General features: G+C 38.4%; 18 protein-coding genes and 1 other annotated feature. Of the genes, 8 read left to right on the forward strand and 10 right to left on the reverse strand.

From position 1 onward, the window contains the following. The first annotated feature begins 106 nt into the window (after nt 1-106). Entirely contained in the window at nt 107-901 is a 795-nt protein-coding gene (hisJ, locus tag MHI04_RS16605; protein ID WP_058843398.1) for a histidinol-phosphatase HisJ, read from the forward strand. Nucleotides 902-925: 24 nt separating this feature from the next. Beyond that, on the forward strand, nt 926-1405 hold the full coding sequence (locus MHI04_RS16610) for a GAF domain-containing protein (protein WP_036118867.1): 480 nt from the start codon (nt 926-928) through the stop codon (nt 1403-1405). An 86-nt stretch (nt 1406-1491) separates the two neighbouring features. Here the strand turns inward: MHI04_RS16610 and MHI04_RS16615 are convergent, their stop codons facing one another. Continuing rightward, on the reverse strand, nt 1492-2295 hold the full coding sequence (locus MHI04_RS16615; RefSeq protein ID WP_342535031.1) for a GGDEF domain-containing protein: 804 nt from the start codon (nt 2293-2295) through the stop codon (nt 1492-1494). After that, entirely contained in the window at nt 2292-3374 is a 1083-nt protein-coding gene (locus MHI04_RS16620) for a hypothetical protein (protein WP_342535032.1), read from the reverse strand. Before MHI04_RS16620 ends, MHI04_RS16615 begins: the two co-directional genes overlap by 4 nt. A gap of 472 nt (nt 3375-3846) precedes the next feature. On the opposite strand from MHI04_RS16620, the gene rpsD reads away from it, so the two are divergent. Next, nucleotides 3847-4449 carry a 30S ribosomal protein S4 gene (gene rpsD / locus MHI04_RS16625; RefSeq protein ID WP_036118865.1) on the forward strand — a complete coding sequence of 201 codons (603 nt, stop codon included), beginning with the start codon at nt 3847-3849 and terminating at the stop codon, nt 4447-4449. Nucleotides 4450-4537: 88 nt separating this feature from the next. On the opposite strand, the gene MHI04_RS16630 is transcribed toward rpsD, so the two are convergent. Both MHI04_RS16630 and MHI04_RS16635 read right to left on the reverse strand, forming a co-directional pair. Continuing rightward, nucleotides 4538-5734, reverse strand: coding sequence for an MFS transporter (locus MHI04_RS16630; RefSeq protein ID WP_342535033.1), 1197 nt, complete (start codon nt 5732-5734; stop codon nt 4538-4540). A gap of 90 nt (nt 5735-5824) precedes the next feature. After that, on the reverse strand, nt 5825-6373 hold the full coding sequence (locus MHI04_RS16635) for a MarR family transcriptional regulator (RefSeq protein WP_340811878.1): 549 nt from the start codon (nt 6371-6373) through the stop codon (nt 5825-5827). 540 nt (nt 6374-6913) lie between these two features. On the opposite strand from MHI04_RS16635, the gene MHI04_RS16640 reads away from it, so the two are divergent. Both MHI04_RS16640 and MHI04_RS16645 read left to right on the forward strand, forming a co-directional pair. Further along, entirely contained in the window at nt 6914-8119 is a 1206-nt protein-coding gene (locus MHI04_RS16640) for an iron-containing alcohol dehydrogenase (RefSeq protein ID WP_036118859.1), read from the forward strand. Nucleotides 8120-8263: 144 nt separating this feature from the next. Next, on the forward strand, nt 8264-9067 hold the full coding sequence (locus MHI04_RS16645) for a cobalamin-binding protein (RefSeq protein WP_342535034.1): 804 nt from the start codon (nt 8264-8266) through the stop codon (nt 9065-9067). A 55-nt stretch (nt 9068-9122) separates the two neighbouring features. Here the strand turns inward: MHI04_RS16645 and tyrS are convergent, their stop codons facing one another. Then, the gene (gene tyrS, locus MHI04_RS16650) at nt 9123-10391 is read right to left on the reverse strand and encodes a tyrosine--tRNA ligase (RefSeq protein WP_342535035.1); all 1269 of its coding nucleotides are present in this window, start codon (nt 10389-10391) and stop codon (nt 9123-9125) included. An 84-nt stretch (nt 10392-10475) separates the two neighbouring features. Then, nucleotides 10476-10684 (reverse strand) — a binding site (T-box leader). A gap of 102 nt (nt 10685-10786) precedes the next feature. Between tyrS and MHI04_RS16655 the strand changes: the two genes are divergently transcribed. Both MHI04_RS16655 and MHI04_RS16660 read left to right on the forward strand, forming a co-directional pair. Then, a complete protein-coding gene (locus MHI04_RS16655) occupies nt 10787-13795 on the forward strand; it encodes a transglycosylase domain-containing protein (protein ID WP_089934189.1) in 3009 nt (1002 codons plus the stop codon). A 137-nt stretch (nt 13796-13932) separates the two neighbouring features. Beyond that, nucleotides 13933-14814 (forward strand): NAD-dependent epimerase/dehydratase family protein, encoded by an 882-nt coding sequence (locus MHI04_RS16660; protein WP_036118853.1) that lies wholly within the window; start codon nt 13933-13935, stop codon nt 14812-14814. A 182-nt stretch (nt 14815-14996) separates the two neighbouring features. Here the strand turns inward: MHI04_RS16660 and MHI04_RS16665 are convergent, their stop codons facing one another. The 5 genes from MHI04_RS16665 to acsA form a co-directional block, all read right to left on the reverse strand. Further along, nucleotides 14997-16127, reverse strand: coding sequence for an acetylornithine transaminase (locus MHI04_RS16665; protein ID WP_036118851.1), 1131 nt, complete (start codon nt 16125-16127; stop codon nt 14997-14999). Nucleotides 16128-16200: 73 nt separating this feature from the next. After that, entirely contained in the window at nt 16201-16986 is a 786-nt protein-coding gene (argB, locus tag MHI04_RS16670; protein ID WP_249645898.1) for an acetylglutamate kinase, read from the reverse strand. Beyond that, nucleotides 16949-18181 carry a bifunctional glutamate N-acetyltransferase/amino-acid acetyltransferase ArgJ gene (gene argJ, locus MHI04_RS16675; RefSeq protein ID WP_342535036.1) on the reverse strand — a complete coding sequence of 411 codons (1233 nt, stop codon included), beginning with the start codon at nt 18179-18181 and terminating at the stop codon, nt 16949-16951. Before argJ ends, argB begins: the two co-directional genes overlap by 38 nt. A 57-nt stretch (nt 18182-18238) precedes the next feature. Beyond that, the gene (argC, locus tag MHI04_RS16680; protein WP_342535037.1) at nt 18239-19273 is read right to left on the reverse strand and encodes an N-acetyl-gamma-glutamyl-phosphate reductase; all 1035 of its coding nucleotides are present in this window, start codon (nt 19271-19273) and stop codon (nt 18239-18241) included. A 235-nt stretch (nt 19274-19508) separates the two neighbouring features. Further along, the gene (acsA, locus tag MHI04_RS16685; protein WP_342535779.1) at nt 19509-21230 is read right to left on the reverse strand and encodes an acetate--CoA ligase; all 1722 of its coding nucleotides are present in this window, start codon (nt 21228-21230) and stop codon (nt 19509-19511) included. Between the two features lie 327 nt (nt 21231-21557). Between acsA and MHI04_RS16690 the strand changes: the two genes are divergently transcribed. Further along, nucleotides 21558-22190: a GNAT family N-acetyltransferase gene (locus MHI04_RS16690; protein WP_036118837.1), complete on the forward strand. Its 633-nt coding sequence runs from the start codon at nt 21558-21560 to the stop codon at nt 22188-22190. Nucleotides 22191-22207: the final 17 nt, after the last annotated feature.

A 22207-nucleotide genomic window follows, 5' to 3' on the forward strand; every position in this document is an offset into this window, starting at 1 on the left:
GTTTTCGCCTTTTGTACTAAAATTTAAGTGTTTTTCAGAAAACTGTATTTTCGCTATTGTGAAATACTTAAATAGCGCATCTATAGAGCTAAAGGAGTGGTAAATTATGAAACGTGATGGGCATATACATAGTCCTTTTTGTCCACATGGCAGTTCAGATTCTTTCGTGCAATATATTGAAAAAGCAATTTCTCACCATTTCACTGATATCACCTTTACTGAACATGCCCCATTACCAAATAATTTTGTCGATCCTACCCCGCAAAAAGATAGCGGAATGAATCCACATGATCTCATGCCCTACTTTGAGGAATTGCAACACCTACAAAAACAGTATGCACAAGATATTCGCATCCGAATTGGATTAGAAGTTGACTATATCCAAGGTTTTGAACAAGAAACTCGGCAATTCCTTGATACATATGGACATTTTTTAGATGATGCGATCTTGTCTGTCCATTTTTTGCAATGGCAAGATTCCTTTGTATGTATCGACTTTTCTCCTGAGTGCTTTATTGATTTTTCAAAAAAAGTCGGCTCTGTTAAACAGGTTTATGATTTATATTATGATACTGTCCTACAATCCATTAAGGCCGATCTTGGTCCATACAAGCCGAAGCGGATTGGGCATCCATCTCTTGTTCATAAATTTCAGCTAGTGCATAATGAAAAAATCAATGATGCCTCACGCATCAAAGAAGTATTAGACAGCATGAAATGTGGGGGCTATGAGCTAGATATAAATAGTGCTGGTTTAAGCAAACAATATTGTCAGGAGCCTTACCCTCCATTTACTTTTATCAAGTATAGTCAAGCTATTGAACTGCCATATGTATTTGGTTCGGATGCACATAGCGCAACGGACTTACATCAACATCATAATGTTATATTACCAATATAAACAATTTTTAAACGAGGTGCTTATATGTTTACAAAAATTAATTACGAAGGATCAATTGCTGGCCAATATCTGACATTATCCAAACAATTAGATGCACTACTGACTGGCGAAACAGATTTGATCGCCAATTTAAGTAATGCCTCAGCACTTTTAAATCAGTTTTTAACTGACATTAACTGGGTTGGCTTTTATATCCTACAAGAAAATGAGCTTGTACTCGGACCATTCCAAGGTCTTCCAGCCTGCGTGAGAATCCCCATTGGTCGTGGCGTTTGTGGAACATCCGTGGCAACGAAAGAAACGATTGTTGTCAAAGATGTGCACGAATTTCCAGGACATATTGCCTGTGATGCTGCTTCACAGTCCGAAATTGTGATTCCATTGATAAAACAAGGCAAGATCATTGGTGTCCTTGACATTGATAGCCCCATTGTGAGCCGTTTTTCAGAGGAAGACCGCAATGGCTTAGAACAATTTGTCCAAACATTACTTCTTCATTTATAAAATATTAAAAAATTGCCCTGAAATGTTTTATATTGTCATTTCAGGGCAAATTATTTGTACAGCCATAGACATTTCGCCTTATTTGCCTATACATTAGTTTGATAAGAGCCGTCATGAATGCAAAAACGATTTTTCCCACTATTTTTCGCTTCATATAAGGCTGTATCAGCATGTAAAAAAACAGACTGGAATGCTGGTCGGTCTCGTTCATCCCATGTTATGAGGCCCGCAGAAATAGTTACTTGTGGATCTGTAGTACTCGGAATAACCTCCACAATGGCGGATGCTAATTCTAATGCTTCCTGCTCCTTAATATTTGGTACATAAACAGACATCTCTTCTCCGCCCCATCTTGCACAAATCCCACGACTACCAATCGTCTCTTTCAATTGGAGCGCTATTTGCACAAGAATTTTATCCCCTACTTGGTGACCGTACGTGTCATTGATGCGCTTAAAATTATCAATATCAATTAACAAGAACATCCCAGATTGGTCGTATTCAAGCGACTTTTCTACAAATTGATCGAGATAACTGCGTGCATATAGTTTTGTTAAATGATCCAAATCGACCATTTCCTGAAGTTGTGTTCGTAAAATTGAATTTGCAATGGCTAAAGAGGAGTGATGAATTAACGATTGCATTAATTTAAAACTATCGAACGAAAAGAAATATGGCTCTTTATGTAAGACAATACTAAAACCATTGATCTTTTCTTCCATTAATATAGGGATCGCCATAATGGAACGGTACTCAATTTGATTCGCTGTTAAACGACTGAAATCGGCAATAAACAGTGGATCATTCGTTTGAGCAAAATGTTGCTCAACATGTTTTATATAGGTTTGCCCCTCTTCTGCATTGAACAAAGATGTACTTGCGCCCGTCACTTCAAACGTATCATTTTTTTAAATGCGAAACAAACTTCCATTGGTTGAAAAGATTTCAGTAACTGCTTTTGTAGGAAAAGTAACATTTCATGAATGTCAATCCGCATATTTAAACGATGTGATGTTTCATTGATGAGTTGTAAATCGCTTACAAGACGATGCGATTGATGATATAATTTTGCATTTTCAAGTGCATTTCCTGACGCTTGTGCAAGCATTCGTACGAAGTCTTTTTCAGTCGTTGAAAAAAGATAAGTCGTTGGTGCACTTACTTGCAAGATGCCATAGATAGCTTGCCTGCCCTTTATCGGCGCATTTAACAATCGACAATTTAAATCACTCGCTAGTTCTGTTGTTAACTCTCCTGATACAAAAGCCTCAATTGTAGCAGGTCTTTCTGATAAATAATCAAAAAGCTTAATATCGATGGTCGTATGTCGATCTTGATCATTCGATAATATAAGCTCTACATTAAACTCAGGGAAATTATCCCTTATATTTTTCAATACATTTTCTAAAATTAAATCAATATCCATTGTTGAATGAAATAAATCAGTCATATTATAGAGTTTTCTATATTGATCTTCGTTTATTTTGACATCTAAATTGTCCCTCATCATTTGAAGAACTTTCGAAAGTATTTCTATACACTCTTCACCATAATCCGAGGTCATAAAGTCATTCCAAGACTCTGATGCCTCCACAAGTAATACACCAATGGGATGTTTGCCCTCTGCTTGGAAAAGCACCATATCTGTCATCATTGAATAGGCCTGTCTTGCTTTTATTATATAAGGAATTTTCACTACTTTTTGTTGATAAAAACTAGCTTCGATCATCAGCCATGACACAGCATTTAGCTTTGTTTCAATTGTTAATGAAGCCATCTCCTCAATAGGTATTAATGAATTACCTTCAAAGCTGAGAAAAGCTGCATTATCAATTTTCAAGTGCTTCTTTAGACACTGTTTTAATGAATAAAAATACCCATTAAAACTAGCTTGTTCTTCATTAGAACTCACCCAAAAGCTCAAAACATCAGATTTTATATATTTTAGCGTTTGTAAATGGTCTGTCATGAAATCACCTTTTCTATATAACGTCCAAATCAATTACTATTAACTTATAATATATTATACATAATTTGTGTCATTTTGACTATGTAATTATCCCTTACTTTTACATTTTACATTACACAGCGTATCATTAACTATTTTCACATCATTTGAAATAGGTCTTAAGGAATTTCCTACTATGAAAACTCATGATGAAATTTTATATGTTAATAATTGACGTCCTTGCCCTGAGCAGTTACAATGGAGTTTGTGTAAAATAAACGCAGCAGTGGTATAAGCTTATAACTGTATTTTATTCCTCTATTTTCATATGTACAACTACTTAGATTCTTCAGCAACGGAAATTAGATGGTGTATTGTGTAACCTAACGGCTGCATAGGCGAAAATACATGAAAATAAAATGCGTGTAAGAATGGGTACTACTGGTTTTTGTTTTACAACAAAAAAACCAAATTTAAAGGAGGAGACAACAATATGTCTCGTTATACAGGTCCATCTTGGAAATTATCACGTCGTCTTGGTATCTCACTAAGCGGTACAGGTAAAGAAATCGAAAAACGCCCTTACGCACCAGGTCAACACGGTCCAAACCAACGTAAAAAATTATCAGAATACGGTTTACAACTTCAAGAGAAGCAAAAACTTCGTCATATGTATGGTATGAACGAACGTCAATTCCGTACACTATTTGACCGCGCTGGTAAAATGAAAGGTGTTCACGGTGAAAACTTCATGATCCTTCTTGAAACTCGCCTTGACAACTTAGTTTACCGTTTAGGTTTAGCTCGTACTCGTCGTGGTTCTCGTCAATTAGTTAACCATGGTCACATTTTAGTAGATGGCAAACGCGTTGATATCCCATCATACAGCGTAAAACCAGGTCAAACGATTTCTCTTCGTGAAAAATCTCAAAACCTTGCTGTTGTAGCAGAAGCTATCGAAGTAAACAACTTCGTACCTGACTACTTAACATTCGACGCTGACAAAAAAGAAGGTACATTCACTCGCCTTCCTGAGCGTTCTGAATTATCAGCTGAAATCAACGAATCATTCATCGTAGAGTACTACTCTCGTTAATGACAATAAAAGCCCTGAAATCCCTTGTATATCAAGGTTTCAGGGTCTTTTTATTGTCTTCACCATTTTATCCTAATTCCTATGATAATCAATTCGAACCAACGTTTTTTCCGCTTTTAATCATTAGTGCGGAAACGAATCCGATACTAAGTGTGATAGCTAGAAGAAGAAAGGCTACAGCAAAGCTACCAGATTGTATCAAATAAACAGATATGAATGGTGCAACACTTGTTCCAGCAAATAAAATGACTGTATACATAGAGACCGCAATCCCTCCCATATTCCAGCCTAACTGACTAACAAGTGTTACTAATGAAGGAACCGCCAGTGCAATCCCACCGACAAATAAAATACTAATAATCGTTAAACCAGCTATGGTTGAAACAAAGCTCATCACCGTTAGTGAGATAATCGAAAGACATAAGGCCAATTTTAATACAAATAGTACATTAAAACGCTTCGCTAATTTACCTGCAAATGGTGACATCACCATTCCTACTATCCCAAAGGCACGAATGTAAATGAGGTTTTGACTATTCATACCGAAGGAATCACTCGTTAAATATGCACCTAAAATAATATACATACTGACAAATGACATTAATAATACAAACGCAATGATATAACTGAATATCAAATTTCTATTGGTAAAAATAATACCGATTTTCTTCAGAGGAGCCCATATATTTTTAGATTGGTTCTGAAGTATTCCCTTCGGTAAGATCCACACGACTAACAAAGCAGTCATAGCATACACTACTGCAAGCACATAAAAGATGACGTGCCAATGACTATGTTCACTTACATATCCACTAAATACCTGACCAACTATACCCGCTACAAGAAATCCCGTACTAATAAAACCAACTGCCCCAACTTTTCGATCATTTGGAAAAACCTCAAGAGTATAAGCAAGCGCTACTGGTGAAAATGTAGCTGCCGCAAGCCCTTGTAATCCTCTCATTAGAAGAATAAAAGAAAAATCATTAACTAAACCTAGAAGTAACGTTATCACACTTAATGAAAAAAGCCCAAATACGATGACATTTTTACGTCCATATTTTTCTGATATTGCACCATAGAAAAAACACCCTAGCGCAAAGCCAAGTGAAAAAACACTTGATGTAAAACCTGCTTTAGACAATGAAATATGAAAATAATCACTGAATAAACTAATAAGAGGTATTGTTAAATAGAGGCTCGACATCACCACCATACCTGTCCAGGCTAGAATAGTTGTCATTAAAGTATAATTTGCGCGATTTCCTGAAATTACAATGTTCATTAAATAAATCACCCTTTTAGTTTGATTAGCTTATAGTTAGATAATCTAATTAAACAACTAAAAATTAAACTGTATCAATATAGCTACAGTTTAACGTTCCACCTTTAGTTTTCTTTGTATAGATTTTAATAATTTACTCACTAATTTCTCGAATACTTTTCGTTCATCAGGTTCCAAATCGATTAAATTAGAAGCACATGACGACCAATAAGTCGGTAAAACCTCAGCGATAAAAGTATGCCCTTCATCAGTTAAACTTACATAGATCTTCCTCCGATCTTCTTTACTATGATTCCGTACAACAAGATTTCTCTTTTCTAGCCAATCCAGCATTGATGTTGCTGATGCCCTCGTAATTCCCAATCGTTTAGCTAAAGCAGACGGAGTCGCACGTCTCTCTTCATGTAGTGTCAGCAATAGTAATAAGTCCAATTTACTTTCTGTAATTCCAAAAGGAGCTAACTCATTGTCTGTTACATCTAAAACATGATCACTTAACCATAACAACATTAATCCCAATTTTGCATCTTCTTGATTTGTCTCACTTGAAGAGGACGCCTGAATCAGTTCAATATATGGCTCTACCCCTAACACTGGTAAATCATCTTCATTTGTGTACGTTTTCTTAAGTTTTGTCATTGAATCACCTTTTAATTAGATTATCTAACTATTAACCATTCTAACTATAAAATTAATCTAATGCAAGAACTTTTATTTCCACAAATTTCTTCAAAATAAAGCCACTATTTTTTAGCGCAGACGTATTTCATTATAACGAACAATAATTATTCCCCTCTCATATGATGACAATCTTATGTACTTTAAAATAGTAATTACACCGTTTCAAAATAACATAATCACTACCTTAATAATAAAAACAAAATATCAGTTATTTACTATTCAACTACTCATAAAAATAGAACCATTTTCTAAAAAATATATTTTACTTTCATAGTAAAATATTTTTCAAACCACATTAAATTCAATATTCTTATACAAAACTACTTTCTAAACGCCCTTTCAACACCTTAACTTTTTTGTGAAATAATAACATAAATAAAATGAACAATTTTAATAAAAATACGAGTTGAACTTTTACAAAAAATAGAATACGATGAATTCCGAAAGGTGGTTCACCATCATTCAAGCAATAATAATTTTTTAAAAGGGGTTGGAAATATGTCAGACGTTCTAAAGCAATTTGTTATGCCGAAAACAAACTTATTTGGACCTGGAGCAATTCAAGAAGTTGGTAAACGCTTAAACGATTTAGAAGTGAAAAAGACATTAATCGTAACAGATGAGGGATTACACAAATTAGGTCTCTCAGAACAAATTGCAAACATCATTACAGCTGCTGGAATCGATGTAGCAATTTTCCCTAAAGCAGAACCAAATCCAACAGATCAGAATATTGAAGATGGTGTAGCAGTATATCATGCTGAAAACTGCGATTCCATTGTTTCTCTTGGAGGAGGCAGCGCACACGATGCAGCAAAAGGTATCGGACTTATTGCTTCGAATGGTGGACGCATTCATGACTATGAAGGCGTTGACAAATCACAAAATCCATTGGTGCCATTAATTGCAATCAATACAACTGCTGGGACAGCAAGTGAAATGACTCGATTCACAATTATTACAGATACAGCACGTAAAGTGAAAATGGCCATTGTTGACAAACATGTAACACCGTTATTATCCATTAATGACCCCGAGCTTATGATTGGCTTACCACCGGCTCTAACTGCGGCTACTGGCGTAGATGCATTAACACATGCGATTGAATCCTTTGTTTCTACTAATGCTACGCCAATTACAGATGCATGTGCTGAAAAAGTACTTCAACTCGTTCCTGAATTTTTACCGCGTGCTTATGCGAACGGTGCTGATTTAGAAGCGCGTGAGCAAATGGTGTATGCTCAATTTTTAGCAGGAATGGCCTTTAATAATGCATCGCTTGGCTACGTGCATGCGATTGCTCATCAATTAGGTGGCTACTATAATTTACCACATGGCGTGTGCAATGCTATTTTATTGCCACATGTTTGCCGCTACAATGTAACAGCACGTACAGAACGCTTTGCTCGTATCGCTGAATTATTAGGAGAGAATGTGGAAGGATTAAGTAAACGTGATGCCGCTGAAAAGGCTATTACAGCTATTGAAAAGCTATCACAAGATTTAAATATTCCTAGCGGCTTCCGTGCATTGGGTGCAAAAGATGAGGATATCGAAATCTTAGCGAAAAATGCAATGCTGGATGTTTGTGCTGAGACTAACCCTCGTAAAGCAACACTAGAGGATATTAAACAAATCATTACTAATGCAATGGGGCCTCTTGCGAAAAAAGAGGAGTCACTCGAAGCGGTTGTCCTTTCTTAATCGAGGAATTCATATAAGCCTACCATGACAATAGATGGAGAAAACGCTTGTTTTCTCCACTTTTTTATAGGTTCAGTATACATACATTGTCTATACTAGAAACTCTCGCTATACTTTTCTTAAAAAGAATAGGAGAAAAACGATATGCGTTTAATTTCAATTTGTCCTAGCAATACAGAATTAGTCGCTTATTTAGGGCTGACAGACCAGCTCGTTGGTGTCGATGATTTTTCTGATTGGCCAGCTACGGTTAAAGATTTACCACAGCTTGGACCAGATTTATCCATTAATATGGATGCATTAGAGGCATTACAGCCTGACCTTGTCCTAGCTTCCTTAAGTGTGCCTGGGATGGAAAGAAATATTGAAGCATTGAAAGAAAGAAAGATTCCCCACATCATTTTTAATGCAAACTCACTAGAGGAGATTGCTCAGGACCTTCTGACACTTGGAAGAGCTTGTCATGTGGAAAAACATGCACAGGCCATCGCCGAACAATACATGGATTCTATCGAAAAGATGCGTTCCATTGCACAGACTATCCAAAAGAAACCTACTCTTTATTGGGAATGGTGGCCCAATCCTATTTTTACACCAGGAAAAATAAACTGGCTTACGGAAATTAGTGCTATTGCAGGTGGGGTTAATTTATTTCAAGATGTAGATCTTGCCAGTGTTCAAACGGATTGGGCAGATGTCGTTGAGCGAAAGCCCGACTACATTATGATGGCTTGGGTAGGTGTAGCATTTGAGCGTATACAGCCTGCTAATTTATTAAAACGTCCACATGCTAAAGAGCTACATGCCGTTCAAATGAAAAAGCTTCACGTAATGGAAGAATGGCTGTATTGCCGACCCTCTCCACGGCTGATCGAAGGTGCCTTAAAGCTTGCGAACCTATTGCATCCTAAAGAATATAAACAGATAAAACCTCCAAGCTTCTTATAAATGAAAAAGCAACATCCCCCAAAACAAGAGGATGTTGCTTTTTCATTTATAGAAATTAAACGAACTTCACCATATGATATTTTTTCTTACCACGACGCACAATGCTGAATGCATCCTCTAAACGGTCCTTGGCATCGAATACATATTCTAAGTCCGTCACCTTCTCACCATTTACACTAATCGCACCATTCGATACGTCCTCACGGGCTTGACGTTTTGAGGATGAGATTCCTGCTTCCACAAGAAGGTCTACAATATTTTTGTCCACTTTAGCCATTTCAATAGAAGGAACATCTTTAAATGCATCCTTCATTTCTTCAGCTGAAAGTGCTTTTAAATCCCCTGAGAATAAAGCTGCTGTAATACGAATGGCTTGCTCTAATGCCTCTTGACCATGAATTAAACGAGTCATTTCTTCTGCAAGTGCTTTTTGAGCCTTACGTAAATGTGGTTCTTCTTCTACAGAGACTGCTAATGCTTCAATTTCTTCACGAGAAAGGAACGTAAAGATTTTTAAGTATTTGATCACATCTGCATCAGCAGCATTGATCCAGAATTGGTAGAACTCATATGGAGATGTTTTCTTACTATCTAACCATACAGCACCACCTGCTGTTTTACCGAATTTTGTGCCGTCTGCTTTCGTTACTAAAGGAATCGTAATCCCGAATGCTTTCGTTTCTTCCTCATGTGTTTTACGAATAACTTCTAAGCCTGTTGTAATATTACCCCATTGGTCAGAGCCACCTACTTGTATACGACAATTGTAGTGATTGTATAAATGATTGTAATCAATACCTTGGATTAACGTGTATGCAAACTCTGTAAAAGAGATTCCTGTGTCTAGACGAGAAGCAATCGTATCCTTTGCTAACATGTAGTTTACGTTAATTAATTTACCGTAATCACGTAAAAATTCAATTGTATTGATATTGCCAATCCAGTCGCGGTTGTTCACAAGCTGTGCACCGTTGCCATCTTCTGCAAAATCAAAAATACGTTCTAATTGGCTACGGATTCCTTGGACATTTTTATCGATTTGCTCTACTGTTTGTAATTGGCGCTCTTCTGAACGACCAGATGGGTCACCTATCATCCCTGTTGCACCACCAACAAGTAAAATTGGACGGTGACCAGCTTTTTGGAATCGACGAAGTGTTAACAATGGAACAATATGTCCTATATGCATGGAGTCTGCTGTTGGATCTACTCCACAGTACAAGGATACTGATTGCTCATCTAATAATTTTGCCATGCCTTCTGCATCTGTTTGTTGGTATAGCAAACCACGCCATTCTAAATCTTGTAATAATTCGTTTGTCATATTAATTCCTCCTAAAAATGGTTGAAATGCGTTACGTGTATGGGCTTATTTAAATAAAAAAGTCCCTACACGCAAATAATTGCATGCAGGGACGTTAAGTTACAAACTAACGCGGTACCACCCGGCTTGAAGATGTCATCCATCTTCCACTTCATTCAACCGCCTTTATCGCAGGCGCGCACGTCTAAGCTCCAAGCACGTAATTCGTCTCTACACTATGACCAGTTTTCACCAACCACTGGCTCTCTAAACAGGGAATATAGATACTACTGCAAACTCTTCATCACTAGAAAACTATAAACATTATTCTATACGAATCTATTTCAAAGTCAATAACTATGTTCGAGCTAAAACATTATGTGCTATAATAGACAAGATTTTAGGAGGTCGATACATTGAAAGATTGGATTGAAAAAATCAATGCGAAGATCGATGAATTACTTGAACAAAAATGGATGAAGAAATTACGTATTTCAGGTAGTGTTACCTGGAACTTATTTTTACTATTTTTAGTCTTTGCATTGGTAGGCACTGTATTTGTCGGATCAGTTGGAGCTGGGTATTTCGCTTCTCTCGTAAAAGAAGAGCCATTACGCTCAAAAGAAGAGTTGCGCAATCAAATTTTTAGTTATGAAGAAACCAGTGAAATTTATTTTGCCAACGATATTTATATTGGGAAGTTACGGACAGATTTGGATCGCCGTGAAACATCACTTAGCAATGTAGCACCAGATGTTGTGAATGCTGTTCTAGCAACAGAAGACGAATATTTCCGCGATCATAACGGCATAGTACCAAAGGCGGTTGTTCGTGGTTTATTACAAGATGTCACTAACTCTGCTACGCAAACAGGTGGATCTACCCTTACTCAACAGCTTATTAAAAACCAAGTACTAACAAACGAAGTATCCTATGAACGTAAAGCTAAGGAAATCTTACTGGCAATGCGTTTAGAACATTTTATGACGAAGGAAGAAATATTAGAGGCTTACTTAAATATTATTCCGTACGGTCGTAACTCTTCAGGTCGAAATATCGCTGGTGTTGAAACAGCCGCTGAAGGGATTTTTGGTGTGAAAGCTAAAGAATTATCTCTTCCACAAGCTGCTTACATAGCTGGTATTCCACAGGCACCATTTGCCTACACACCTTTTACGAATACAGGTGAACTGAAAAGTGAAGAAGCTTTAAAGCCGGGTATTGATCGTATGAAAACGGTACTATATCGTATGAAAGAAGCTGGTTATATTGACGACGCGCAATACAAAGAAGCTTTAGATTATGATATAGCGGCAGATTTCCGCGGACCAGAAATGCGTGCGGAGGATCGTTACCCATGGCTAACATATGAGCTTGAAGCTCGTGCAAAAGAAATTATTGCAGAGAAACTAGCAAAAGAAGATGGGGTTGACCCAGAACGATTAAAAGCAGAAAAAAAACTAAAGGATAAATACACAATTTTAGCAGATCGTGATGTTCGTTCAAAGGGCTATCGTATTTACTCAACCATTAATAAAGATATGTATGATTCCATGCAAAAGGCCGCGAAGGACTTCCAGTATTACGGTCATACGTATACTGGTAAAGGAAAAGATCCTGTCACTGGTGAAGAAATAGATATTGAGATGCCTGTACAAGTGGGCAGTATTTTAATAGAAAATACTACAGGGAAAATTTTAAGCTTTGTCGGTGGTCGAGACTTTAAAACAACACAAGTAAACCACGCTACACAGGCTTTTCGCTCTAACGGTTCTACTATGAAGCCATTACTTGTTTACGCTCCTGCTATAGAATATGGGGTAATCGGTGCAGGTAGCCCACTCGTTGATGTGAAATTCTCGATTGGTTCCTGGAGTCCAAGTAACTATATTACGAGTGATGAACGAGGTCTTATTCCAGCTCGTGAGGCATTAGCAGACTCTCAAAATATTTCAGCGCTCCGTTTATATAATGACATTATTAATAGACGCCCTGCTGATTTATTAGTAAAAATGGGATTCACAAAATTACATCCTGATGATTTTACAAACTTAGCAACGGGTATCGGTGCTTTAAGTGAAGGGACTACTGTTGAAGAAAACACAAATGCCTTTGCAACTTTTGCAAATGGTGGACAATTCATTGATGCTTATATGATTGATCGAATTGAAGACCAAGAAGGAAATATTGTTTATCAACATGAAGTGGAACCTGTCCAAGTGTTCAGTCCCGAAACATCTTATATCGTGACAGATATGTTACGTGATGTTCTAACGAAGGGAACAGGGACAATGGCACGAAATACGTTAAAATTCTCTTCTGATTTCGCTGCAAAAACAGGGACTTCTCAAGAGTATAAAGATGTTTGGTTAGTTGGCTATAATCCAAATGTATCCCTTGGTGTTTGGATGGGGTACGATCAGCCTCGTACACTTTATGCATTTAACAATACGTATTTACAGCCAAGTGTTCGTGTCAATAAGCTATGGGGCACTTTAATGAATGCTGTTTATGATGCAGACCCTCAATTAATTGATCCGCCGACAAGCTTTAAGGCGCCTAAAAATGTTGTGACTGCTTCATTCTGTGGTATTTCAGGTATGGCACCTTCTGCCGCTTGTGCAAACGCAGGTCTTGTACGTTCAGATTTATTTAATGCGAAAGTATTTTTACCGTCACAGCCTGATGATAGCTTAGCATCTTCAAGTGTTGTAACGATTAAAGGAAAAACCTATAATGCTCTGCCAAATACACCAGCAGAATTTGTTAAATCAGGTGGTGCAGGCATTAATCAAGCATTTATCAAACGAATGCTAGGAAGACTTGGTGGTAACCCAGCTAGTCTATTACCAAAGAATTCAACATTGTCGAATTCATCTGTATCAGCAGTTGATTTCCCAGCGGACGATAGCCCACCAGCAGCTGTAACAGCTACAGTAAATGGCTCGACATTATCATGGTCAGAGTCATCAAATGATGTTGTTGGTTATCGTATCTACAACGTTACGAATGGTGGTAACACACTTGTAACGTCTGTGCTAGAGTCAACACAAAGTATCTCTGTTGCTAGTGGACAAGCATATGTTGTGGTCGCTGTAGACATTACAGGTCTAACATCACCACAGTCTAATGTTGTTTCTACTGGTGGTAGCGAAAATGAACCTGACCCAGAGGAAAACGAGCAAGAACCAATTCCACCAACAACGCCACCTACAAATGGCAATGGCTCTGGTAGTAACGGTAATGGTTCTAATAATGGGAATGGCTCTAATAATGGCAACGGCTCTGGTAATAACGGCAACGGCTCTAATAACGGCGAGGGCTCTGGTAACAATGGCAATGGAACTGAAAACCCGGAAGATGGCTCAAATGGAGGAGACAATGGCAACACCCCCCCTCCTGACACATCAACAACAAGACGCTAATCTATGTTGCTTAGCATAAAGCAATCGAATAAAACAATCTAGCTAAACAGACTTACTACATCATTACTTATGAATTGTAGTAAGTCTGTTTTTTTGTCATTATAAAGAGGACTACTATTTTGAAGGGGTGGAAAAATATGAACATATTAGTTTTAGGAGGCACACGTTTTTTTGGTAAAAAGCTGGTGGAACTTTGTATTCAAAATGGACATGATGTAACGATTTTAACACGTGGTCAAAGCGGTAATCCCTTTGGTACAAATGTTAAGCAATTAGTGGCCAATCGTAATGATCGCGACGCTTTAGCACAGGCACTAGCTAATACTACATGGGATATTGTTTATGATAATATTTGCTATTCTCCCAACGAGGCACAAGCAATTTGTGAGCTATTAAAGGGGAAAACTAAAAAACTGGTTTTCACCTCTACTCTTTCAACCTATGAAGTAGATGGAAAGATGAAAAAGGAAGAAGACTTTGACCCATTCCAGTATCAAATTCGCATGGGTCAACAAGAGGAATTTTCTTATGGCGAGGGCAAACGACAAGCAGAGGCTGTCTTATTTAAAGAGGCTTCGTTCCCAGTTGTCGCTGTACGTTTTCCGATTGTGATGGGGGAACATGACTATACACATCGTTTACATTTCCATGTTGAACGTATTTTACAGGATCAACCGATCACTCTACCAAACATAGATGCAAAAATGAGCTATATTACAGATGAGGAAGCAGCTGCATTTTTATATTTTACTGGTGTTACTCCTATAGAAGGTCCATACAACGCTACTGCGTCTGGTACTATATCACTTAAGGATCTAATAGCTATGATTGAAGAGATAAGTGGTAAGCGTGCAAAAATTTCACTTATTGGCGGAAATGAGGAATCACAGTCACCCTACGGAGTTCCTGCAGACTGGTATATGTCGAATGAGAAAGCAGAGAAAGCAGGATTTACATTTAGTCAGCTTGAAAAGTGGCTACCCGAATTAGTGAGCACTTTAGTAAAACAGCTCCAATAACTTTTTAACAACACAAGGCGGCTGGTACAAGAGGATTTTATCCAATGAAAAACCCAAACTATTTAACGAAACGCTCATCTAGTGTTTCGTAATAGTTCGGGTTATCTATTTATATAGCTTTGTTAATTGAAAATGTCTAGCCTTCATCATGGACAATTAATTATAACCCATCCTCTATTCGTTCAATGTAAAATCGTCTTTAAAATAGCCACTGCTTTGTCAATCTCTTCCTTTGTGACCGTTAATGGTGGCAAGAGGCGAATAACAGTTGGTCCTGCCCCCACTAATAAAAGACCACGCTCTTCTGCTGCGGCAATATAAGGTGCTACCTCTGTATTACCACAACCAATCCCTAACAACAGACCCTGTCCCTGAATGGTATAGCTAGAAGGTAAATTTGCTTTTAGCTGAGCCACAAAATAAGCCGATACTTCTCGTACCTGCTGTAAAAATTCCGGCTCAAATACATGGCTCAAAACAGCTTGTGCTACATTCATTGCAAGAGGGTTTCCACCAAATGTTGTACCATGTGTTCCAGGGCTAAATGTCGCATGAAGCTCGGCAGTTCCTAGCATGGCGCCAACAGGGAAACCACCGCCTAATCCTTTTGCCAATGTCATAATATGTGGTTTTAATACCGTTTGTTCAAAGGCATAGCGTGTGCCCGTTCGTCCAATACCTGTTTGTACTTCATCAATAATTAGCAGTATCCCTTTGTCATCACAAGCTTTTGTAATAGCTGCTGCAAATTCTGCTGATACGCTATTGACACCGCCCTCTCCCTGAATCATTTCCAGCATAATAGCTGCTACCGAATCATCAATGGTTGCTTCAAGTGCGGCCACGTCATTGAATGGCAAAATCGTAAACTTTTCTACGAGTGGTCCAAAGCCATTATGTACTTTGCCTTGACCTGTTGCAGACATGGCGCCAAAGGTACGACCATGAAAGGATTTTTCAAATGTAATAATATGATGTTTTCCTGTATGCTTCCGCGCTAATTTAATAGCCGCCTCATTAGCCTCTGCTCCACTATTACAGAAAAAGGCATGAGCAAAGTGCGTATGGGCGATTAATTTTTGTGCTACCTTCTCCTGACCCGGTATATCAAAAAGGTTTGATATATGCCATAGCTTTTCACTTTGCTCTTGCAGTGCCTGCACAATGGCTGGATGGGCATGACCAAGGCTCACTACAGCAATTCCACTAGTAAAATCTAAATATTGTTTCCCTGTAGAATCTTCCACAACGGTCCCATGTCCTTTGACAATTTGTGCGCGGCGCTTACCGTAGTTCCCAAATAAAGCACTCATGTTATCATCTCCACTATCATTAGAAATAGTCTTCTTTCAACAACTATACTTATCACATTATCTTATTAGAACTCTAGGGCGAATGAAGTTTACTCGAAGCGATAATCGTTGTCCCTATTAATGTTTCTCCCACAATTTGCACAGAAGGAATACCTGCACGTAAACCGTCAATAGCCCCTTGTACTTTCGGAATCATTCCTCCGTATATATGCCCCTGCTCTGTCCACTGATCGATGAGAGCAGGTGTAGCTATTGATTGATATTCATCCTGAATACGAATACCACTCACATCCGTTACGAGTAATAAGCTATCTGCCCCTATCGCTAGCGCAATTTCACTTGCCACTGTATCACCATTTATATTGAGAGCCTGACCTGCTTCGTTAGCACCTACACAAGCAATAACTGGAACAATCCCCCCACTCATTAACATTTCCAATAATGATGTATTGATGGTTTTGATAGCTCCAACATAGCCATAAATAGCTTGATCTAAAAAGTCTGCGACCATCAATTGACCATCAAAGCCATTTAACCCAAGAGCAGCTATACCTGCATGTGTTAATTCATGAACTAGCGCAGGATTCACTTGACCGATTAAAGTCGATTGGACAACTTTCATAGCCGCCTCATTCGTAACACGTATGCCATTTAATGTATGTGATTGTATACCTCGAGCAGCCAGTTCGCGATTAATGGCTGGACCACCACCATGGGTGATAATCAGTTCTACCCCACTTTCTTGTAACCTTTTAAAATTATCAAAGAAAGCTTCATTTAACCCTTCCAGTGTACTGCCTCCAAGCTTAATCACCATACGTTTACGAGCGGTATGAGGCATTGATTTGGACGTAGTCATATGTTAAGTCACATCCCCAAGCATGCCCCTCGCCTTCACCCAGACCAAGAGACACATAGATTTTTACTTCATGCATTTTTAATATTTGAATTAACGCATCTTCAGAGAAAGCAATTGGCTCACCGTTTTCAACCATTGTGGCACCACCAATTTGAATAGTAATTTTATCTGGATCTATAGTTGCTCCACTATACCCTACCGCAGCAATAATACGCCCCCAGTTAGCATCACAGCCAAAAACGGCCGTCTTCACAAGTGGTGAACCCACGACAGTTTTAGCAATTTTTCGTGCCTCTTCATCTGAAATTGCCCCAACAACTTCCACTTCTATGAGCTTTGTTGCCCCTTCTCCATCTTTGGCAATCATTTTTGCTAAATCTTCCGCCACTGTTTGCAACGTGTAATAAAAATTTTGCCAGTCTGGATGCTCAGGCGTTAGAGTATCATTTCCCGCTAAACCGTTTGCCAATACAACCACTGTGTCATTAGTGGATGTATCCCCATCCACTGTAATAGCGTTAAATGTCAAATTTGTAATAGCTGAAAAAGCCGCTTGTAACACATCAGATTCAATATTGGCATCAGTTGTAATAAAACCAAGCATTGTTGCCATATTCGGTTCGATCATGCCTGAACCTTTTGCAACACCAGCGATAATGACTTCCTTGCCATCCACCGTTGTACTATAGCTTGTGTTTTTCATAACCGTATCTGTCGTCAAAATAGCTTGTGCAAAGTCAATGGCACTTTCTAAATTATCTTTTGGCTCTAGCTGTTGAATACCATTAGCAACTGGCTCCAATTTCATTATTTCGCCAATAACACCCGTTGAACAAACACCTATCAAATTCGGTGCAATTCCTAGCTTTTCAGCAGCTAACGCCTGCATCGTTTGGGCATCCTTAACCCCTTGTTTACCAGTGCAGGCATTCGCATTGCCAGAATTCACAACGATTGCTTGCATTTTCTTTGTTGTATAGACAACTTCTTTCGTGACTTTTAATGGTGCTGCTTGGACAGCGTTTGTTGTAAAAACACCAGCTACACTTGCGGGTACTTCGCTTACTAAAAGTGCTAAGTCTTTTTTCTTATGCTTTAAACCGCAATGTAATCCTGCCGCTTTAAAGCCTTTTGGTGAAACGATATTTTTACTTGATAATTTCTTCATTACAGTTGTTAACGTAGTGACTGTCATTCGAAATTCCTCCTTTGATGGATAAAATAAGACAAGCATACAGTTCCCTGCATGCTGTTAAATAAAGAACGGTACAACATCTAGCCCTGTCGTTTGTGGTAAATCAAATTGCACATTCATATTTTGAATGGCTTGCCCTGCTGCCCCTTTGACAAGATTGTCAATTACACTGACAATCGTGGCACGATTCGTACGGGAATCAACTTTTACCAAAATATCACAATAGTTTGATCCTTTCACACGATTTGTCCCTAAACCGTTTGCATCCGTAACTACTCGAACAAATGGATGCTTTTCATAGGTTGTCTGTAAACAAGTGATCAATTGTGCCTCTGTAATGCCAGGCATAACAGGTGCATAGGATGTCGCCAAAATCCCCCGTGTCATTGGCACCAAATGCGTATTAAAAGTAATCGTTGTATCTACATGAGCAAACATGGAAAGTGCCTGTTCGATTTCTGGTATATGCTGATGTGTATTTACTTTATAGATTGAAAAGCTCTCATTCGCCTCACTAAAGTGGGTCGTTTGTGATGGCTTATTGCCAGCTCCCGAAATACCGCTCTTAGCATCAATCACTAAAAAGCTCGGATTAATCAACCGCTCTTTTACAAGTGGCAATAAGGATAACAAAACCGCTGTTGGGTAACAGCCTGGATTAGCAATAAGTGTTGCTTGCTGGATAAGTTCTGTATTCCATTCCGTTAAGCCATACACACTCTGTTGCACACTATGGGATGGTGCCGCTTTTTTGCCATACCATGCTTCATAGCTTGCGAGATTTTTTAAGCGATAATCACCAGATAAATCGATTAATCTTGGTCCTTTTCCAATCAATGGCGGTAAAAGCTCACTAGTCACGCCAGATGGTGTACTCGTAAACAAAACATCAAATTTTTCTAAAGTGTCATACTCTATTTTTTGTAATGGCGTATCTACTATCGTAATAAGATGACCAAATTTTGAAGAAAAAAGTACACCCTCTTCTGATGAGGTAAATAAATCAATCTGATCCACAGCCGGATGGTTATGTAAAAATCGAATAAGCTCTAGTCCACCATATCCAGTTGCTCCAACAATACCTACTTTCAATGCACTCACCTCTGAAATAAGTTAAAAATAGTATACGTCTGCATATTTATTAAGTCAACTGAATTTTTATAAAATTATATATTTTCTCTGTAGACTTTACTTCATCTTTAGAATGCTTATGTAACATTGTAAAGTCAGAAAAAAGAAGGCAAGAATCCTTTCGTTCATCGAATGAATCCTTGCCTTCCTTTTATGCATATGTTGTATAAATATCAATTGTTGTTAGCTTACTTGTTTAATCTTCCATCGTCGATAAATCACCAGTTGGCAAATTTAATTCCCATGCTTTCAATACACGACGCATAATTTTACCACTACGTGTTTTTGGCAATTTATCCTTAAATTCAATTTCACGCGGTGCTGCATGTGCAGATAAACCTTTCTTAACAAAATCACGGATATCTTCAATCAATGCATCAGAAGGTTCAACCCCTTCTCGTAAAGATACAAAGGCTTTAATGATTTCCCCCCGCACTGGATCTGGCTTCCCGATAACACCTGCTTCGATTACATCTGGATGCTCAAGTAGCTTGCTTTCTACTTCAAACGGTCCTACACGTTCACCAGCTGTCATGATGACATCATCCACACGTCCTTGAAACCAGAAGTAACCATCATCATCCATATAAGCCGAATCACCGGATACATACCATTGTCCTTTTAGGAAATAAGATTCATAGCGCTCTGGGTTGCCCCAAATTTGGCGCATCATGGCCGGCCAACCACGTTGAATAGCTAGATTACCCATTGTAAAGGGTGGCACTTCATTGCCAGCATCATCAACAATCGTTGCATGAATACCTGGAAGAGGTTTCCCCATCGAACCCGGCTTAATATCCATCGAAGGATAATTACAAATCATATGAGCTCCTGTCTCGGTCATCCACCATGTGTCATGTATACGATGTCCTAATTCCTCCATTCCCCAACGAATAACTTCTGGATTCAAAGGCTCACCGACAGATAACACATGTCGTAAAGAGGATAAATCATAGCTTTCGAGTAAACCACTACCTGCCCCCATGAGCATACGGAACGCAGTTGGCGCACTATACCAAACTGTTACACCATAATCCTCAATGGCTTGATACCATGCTTGCGGTGAAAATCTTCCGCCAACAATTAGCATTGTCACACCGTTTAACCAAGGCCCAAAAATACCATAGGCTGTTCCAGTAACCCATCCAGGATCGGCTGTACACCAATAGATATCGTCTTCCCGTAAATCAAGCACCCACTGTGTTGATTGATATTGCTGAATCATTGCATTATGGACATGCAACACACCCTTTGGAGCACCTGTTGAACCTGAAGTATAATGAAGAATCATCCCATCTTCTCTCTCAACCCACTCCACTTCAAATCGTGCCGAAGCCTCTTTTAAATGTTTATTAAAGTCTAGAATTTGAGCTGTTTCCTCAATATCCTCCCCAACTAAAAAAACATGTTCTAGCTGAGGCAATTTGGCTAATGGCACACGTTCAAGCAACGCTGGTGTTGTGACTAATACTTTCGCCTCACTATCTGCCAGACGATCATACACAGCTCCTTCCATAAAAGCTTCAAACAATGGTCCAACAATAACACCCATTTTCAGTGCACCTAACAATGAAAAGTAAAGCTCAGGTGAACGTGGCATAAAAATAAATAAACGATCACCCTTTTGTAGGCTAGTAGCTGATTTAAAAACGTTTGCCGCTTTATTTGTTAATCTCTTCATTTCATTAAAAGAGTAAGCCTCTTTTCGTTTACCATCATTAAAATAAAGTGCCACCTTATTTTTACGATGTGTTTCTGTATGACGATCAATTGCCTCATACGCCATATTTACTAAACCTGTTTCGTACCAGCTAAATGCCTTTTCCGTATTCGTCCAATTATGAGACTTTGCTACTTCTTCGTAATTCGTTAAATGGTGTTGACCAGGTAAAGCCATTAGCTTCTCCTTCATTTTCATCCCCATAAAACTACCCCTTTCTTTGCTTTTGCATTTGTCTAAATTTCAACAATCCCCCCTGTTGAAATGTAGAAATAATCGTAAAAGCAAATTTGATATACAGCCTTTGTTATATAACAGTTTACTACTGTAATAATGATAGAATTCTTAATCACACTACTTTCATCTGTTAAATAACAGAAGCATTATATTTTTATTTTACACGAATTTTGATGGATTGTCTTAATATTTTCACTTTTCCAAAAATACAGGTATATTTTGCAAAAATAAGCGTTTTTCCGCAAGAAATCAGCTATAATGGAATTATTAAACTCAGGTGGTGTAATTATGGAACATAAAAAAACTTTTTTTTCTGTCACAAAGGAAACTAAGCATGGTACTGTGTATGTGGAAGGACCTGTACCTCCAGAAAAATTAGCTACATATTCATTCCATGAGGGCTTGGTTGCCTTCAGACCTCCAAAACAGCAGCAGCAGGCCATCATCGAAATTGCAGGGCTCCCAGAAGGTCGTATTATTATTATTCGAAACGAAGATATTATCGTAGGCTATGTTACCTATCTTTATCCTGATCCACTTGAACGATGGGCAGAAGATCGAATCGATGACATGATTGAATTGGGAGCCATTGAAGTCATTCCAGACTATCGTGGAACGGGTTCAGGTAAGGCTCTGCTAGCCGTTTCATTTATGGGAGATGAAATGGAAGACTATCTGGTGATTACTACCGAGTATTATTGGCATTGGGATTTAAAAGGAACGGGTTTAAATGTTTGGGACTACCGCAAAATGATGGAGAAAATGATGAGCTCCGTCGGCTTTGAATATTTCGCTACGGATGATCCCGAAATTACTTCACATCCAGCAAATTGCCTTATGGCACGTGAAGGAAAACGTGTGCCTCCTGAGACAATGGAAAGATTTGATAGGCTTCGTTTTAGAAATCGTTTCATGTATTAAAACCAACACAAAGGGGA

Source organism: Lysinibacillus sp. FSL K6-1151 (assembly GCF_038630755.1).
Lineage (GTDB): Bacteria > Bacillota > Bacilli > Bacillales_A > Planococcaceae > Lysinibacillus > Lysinibacillus fusiformis_D.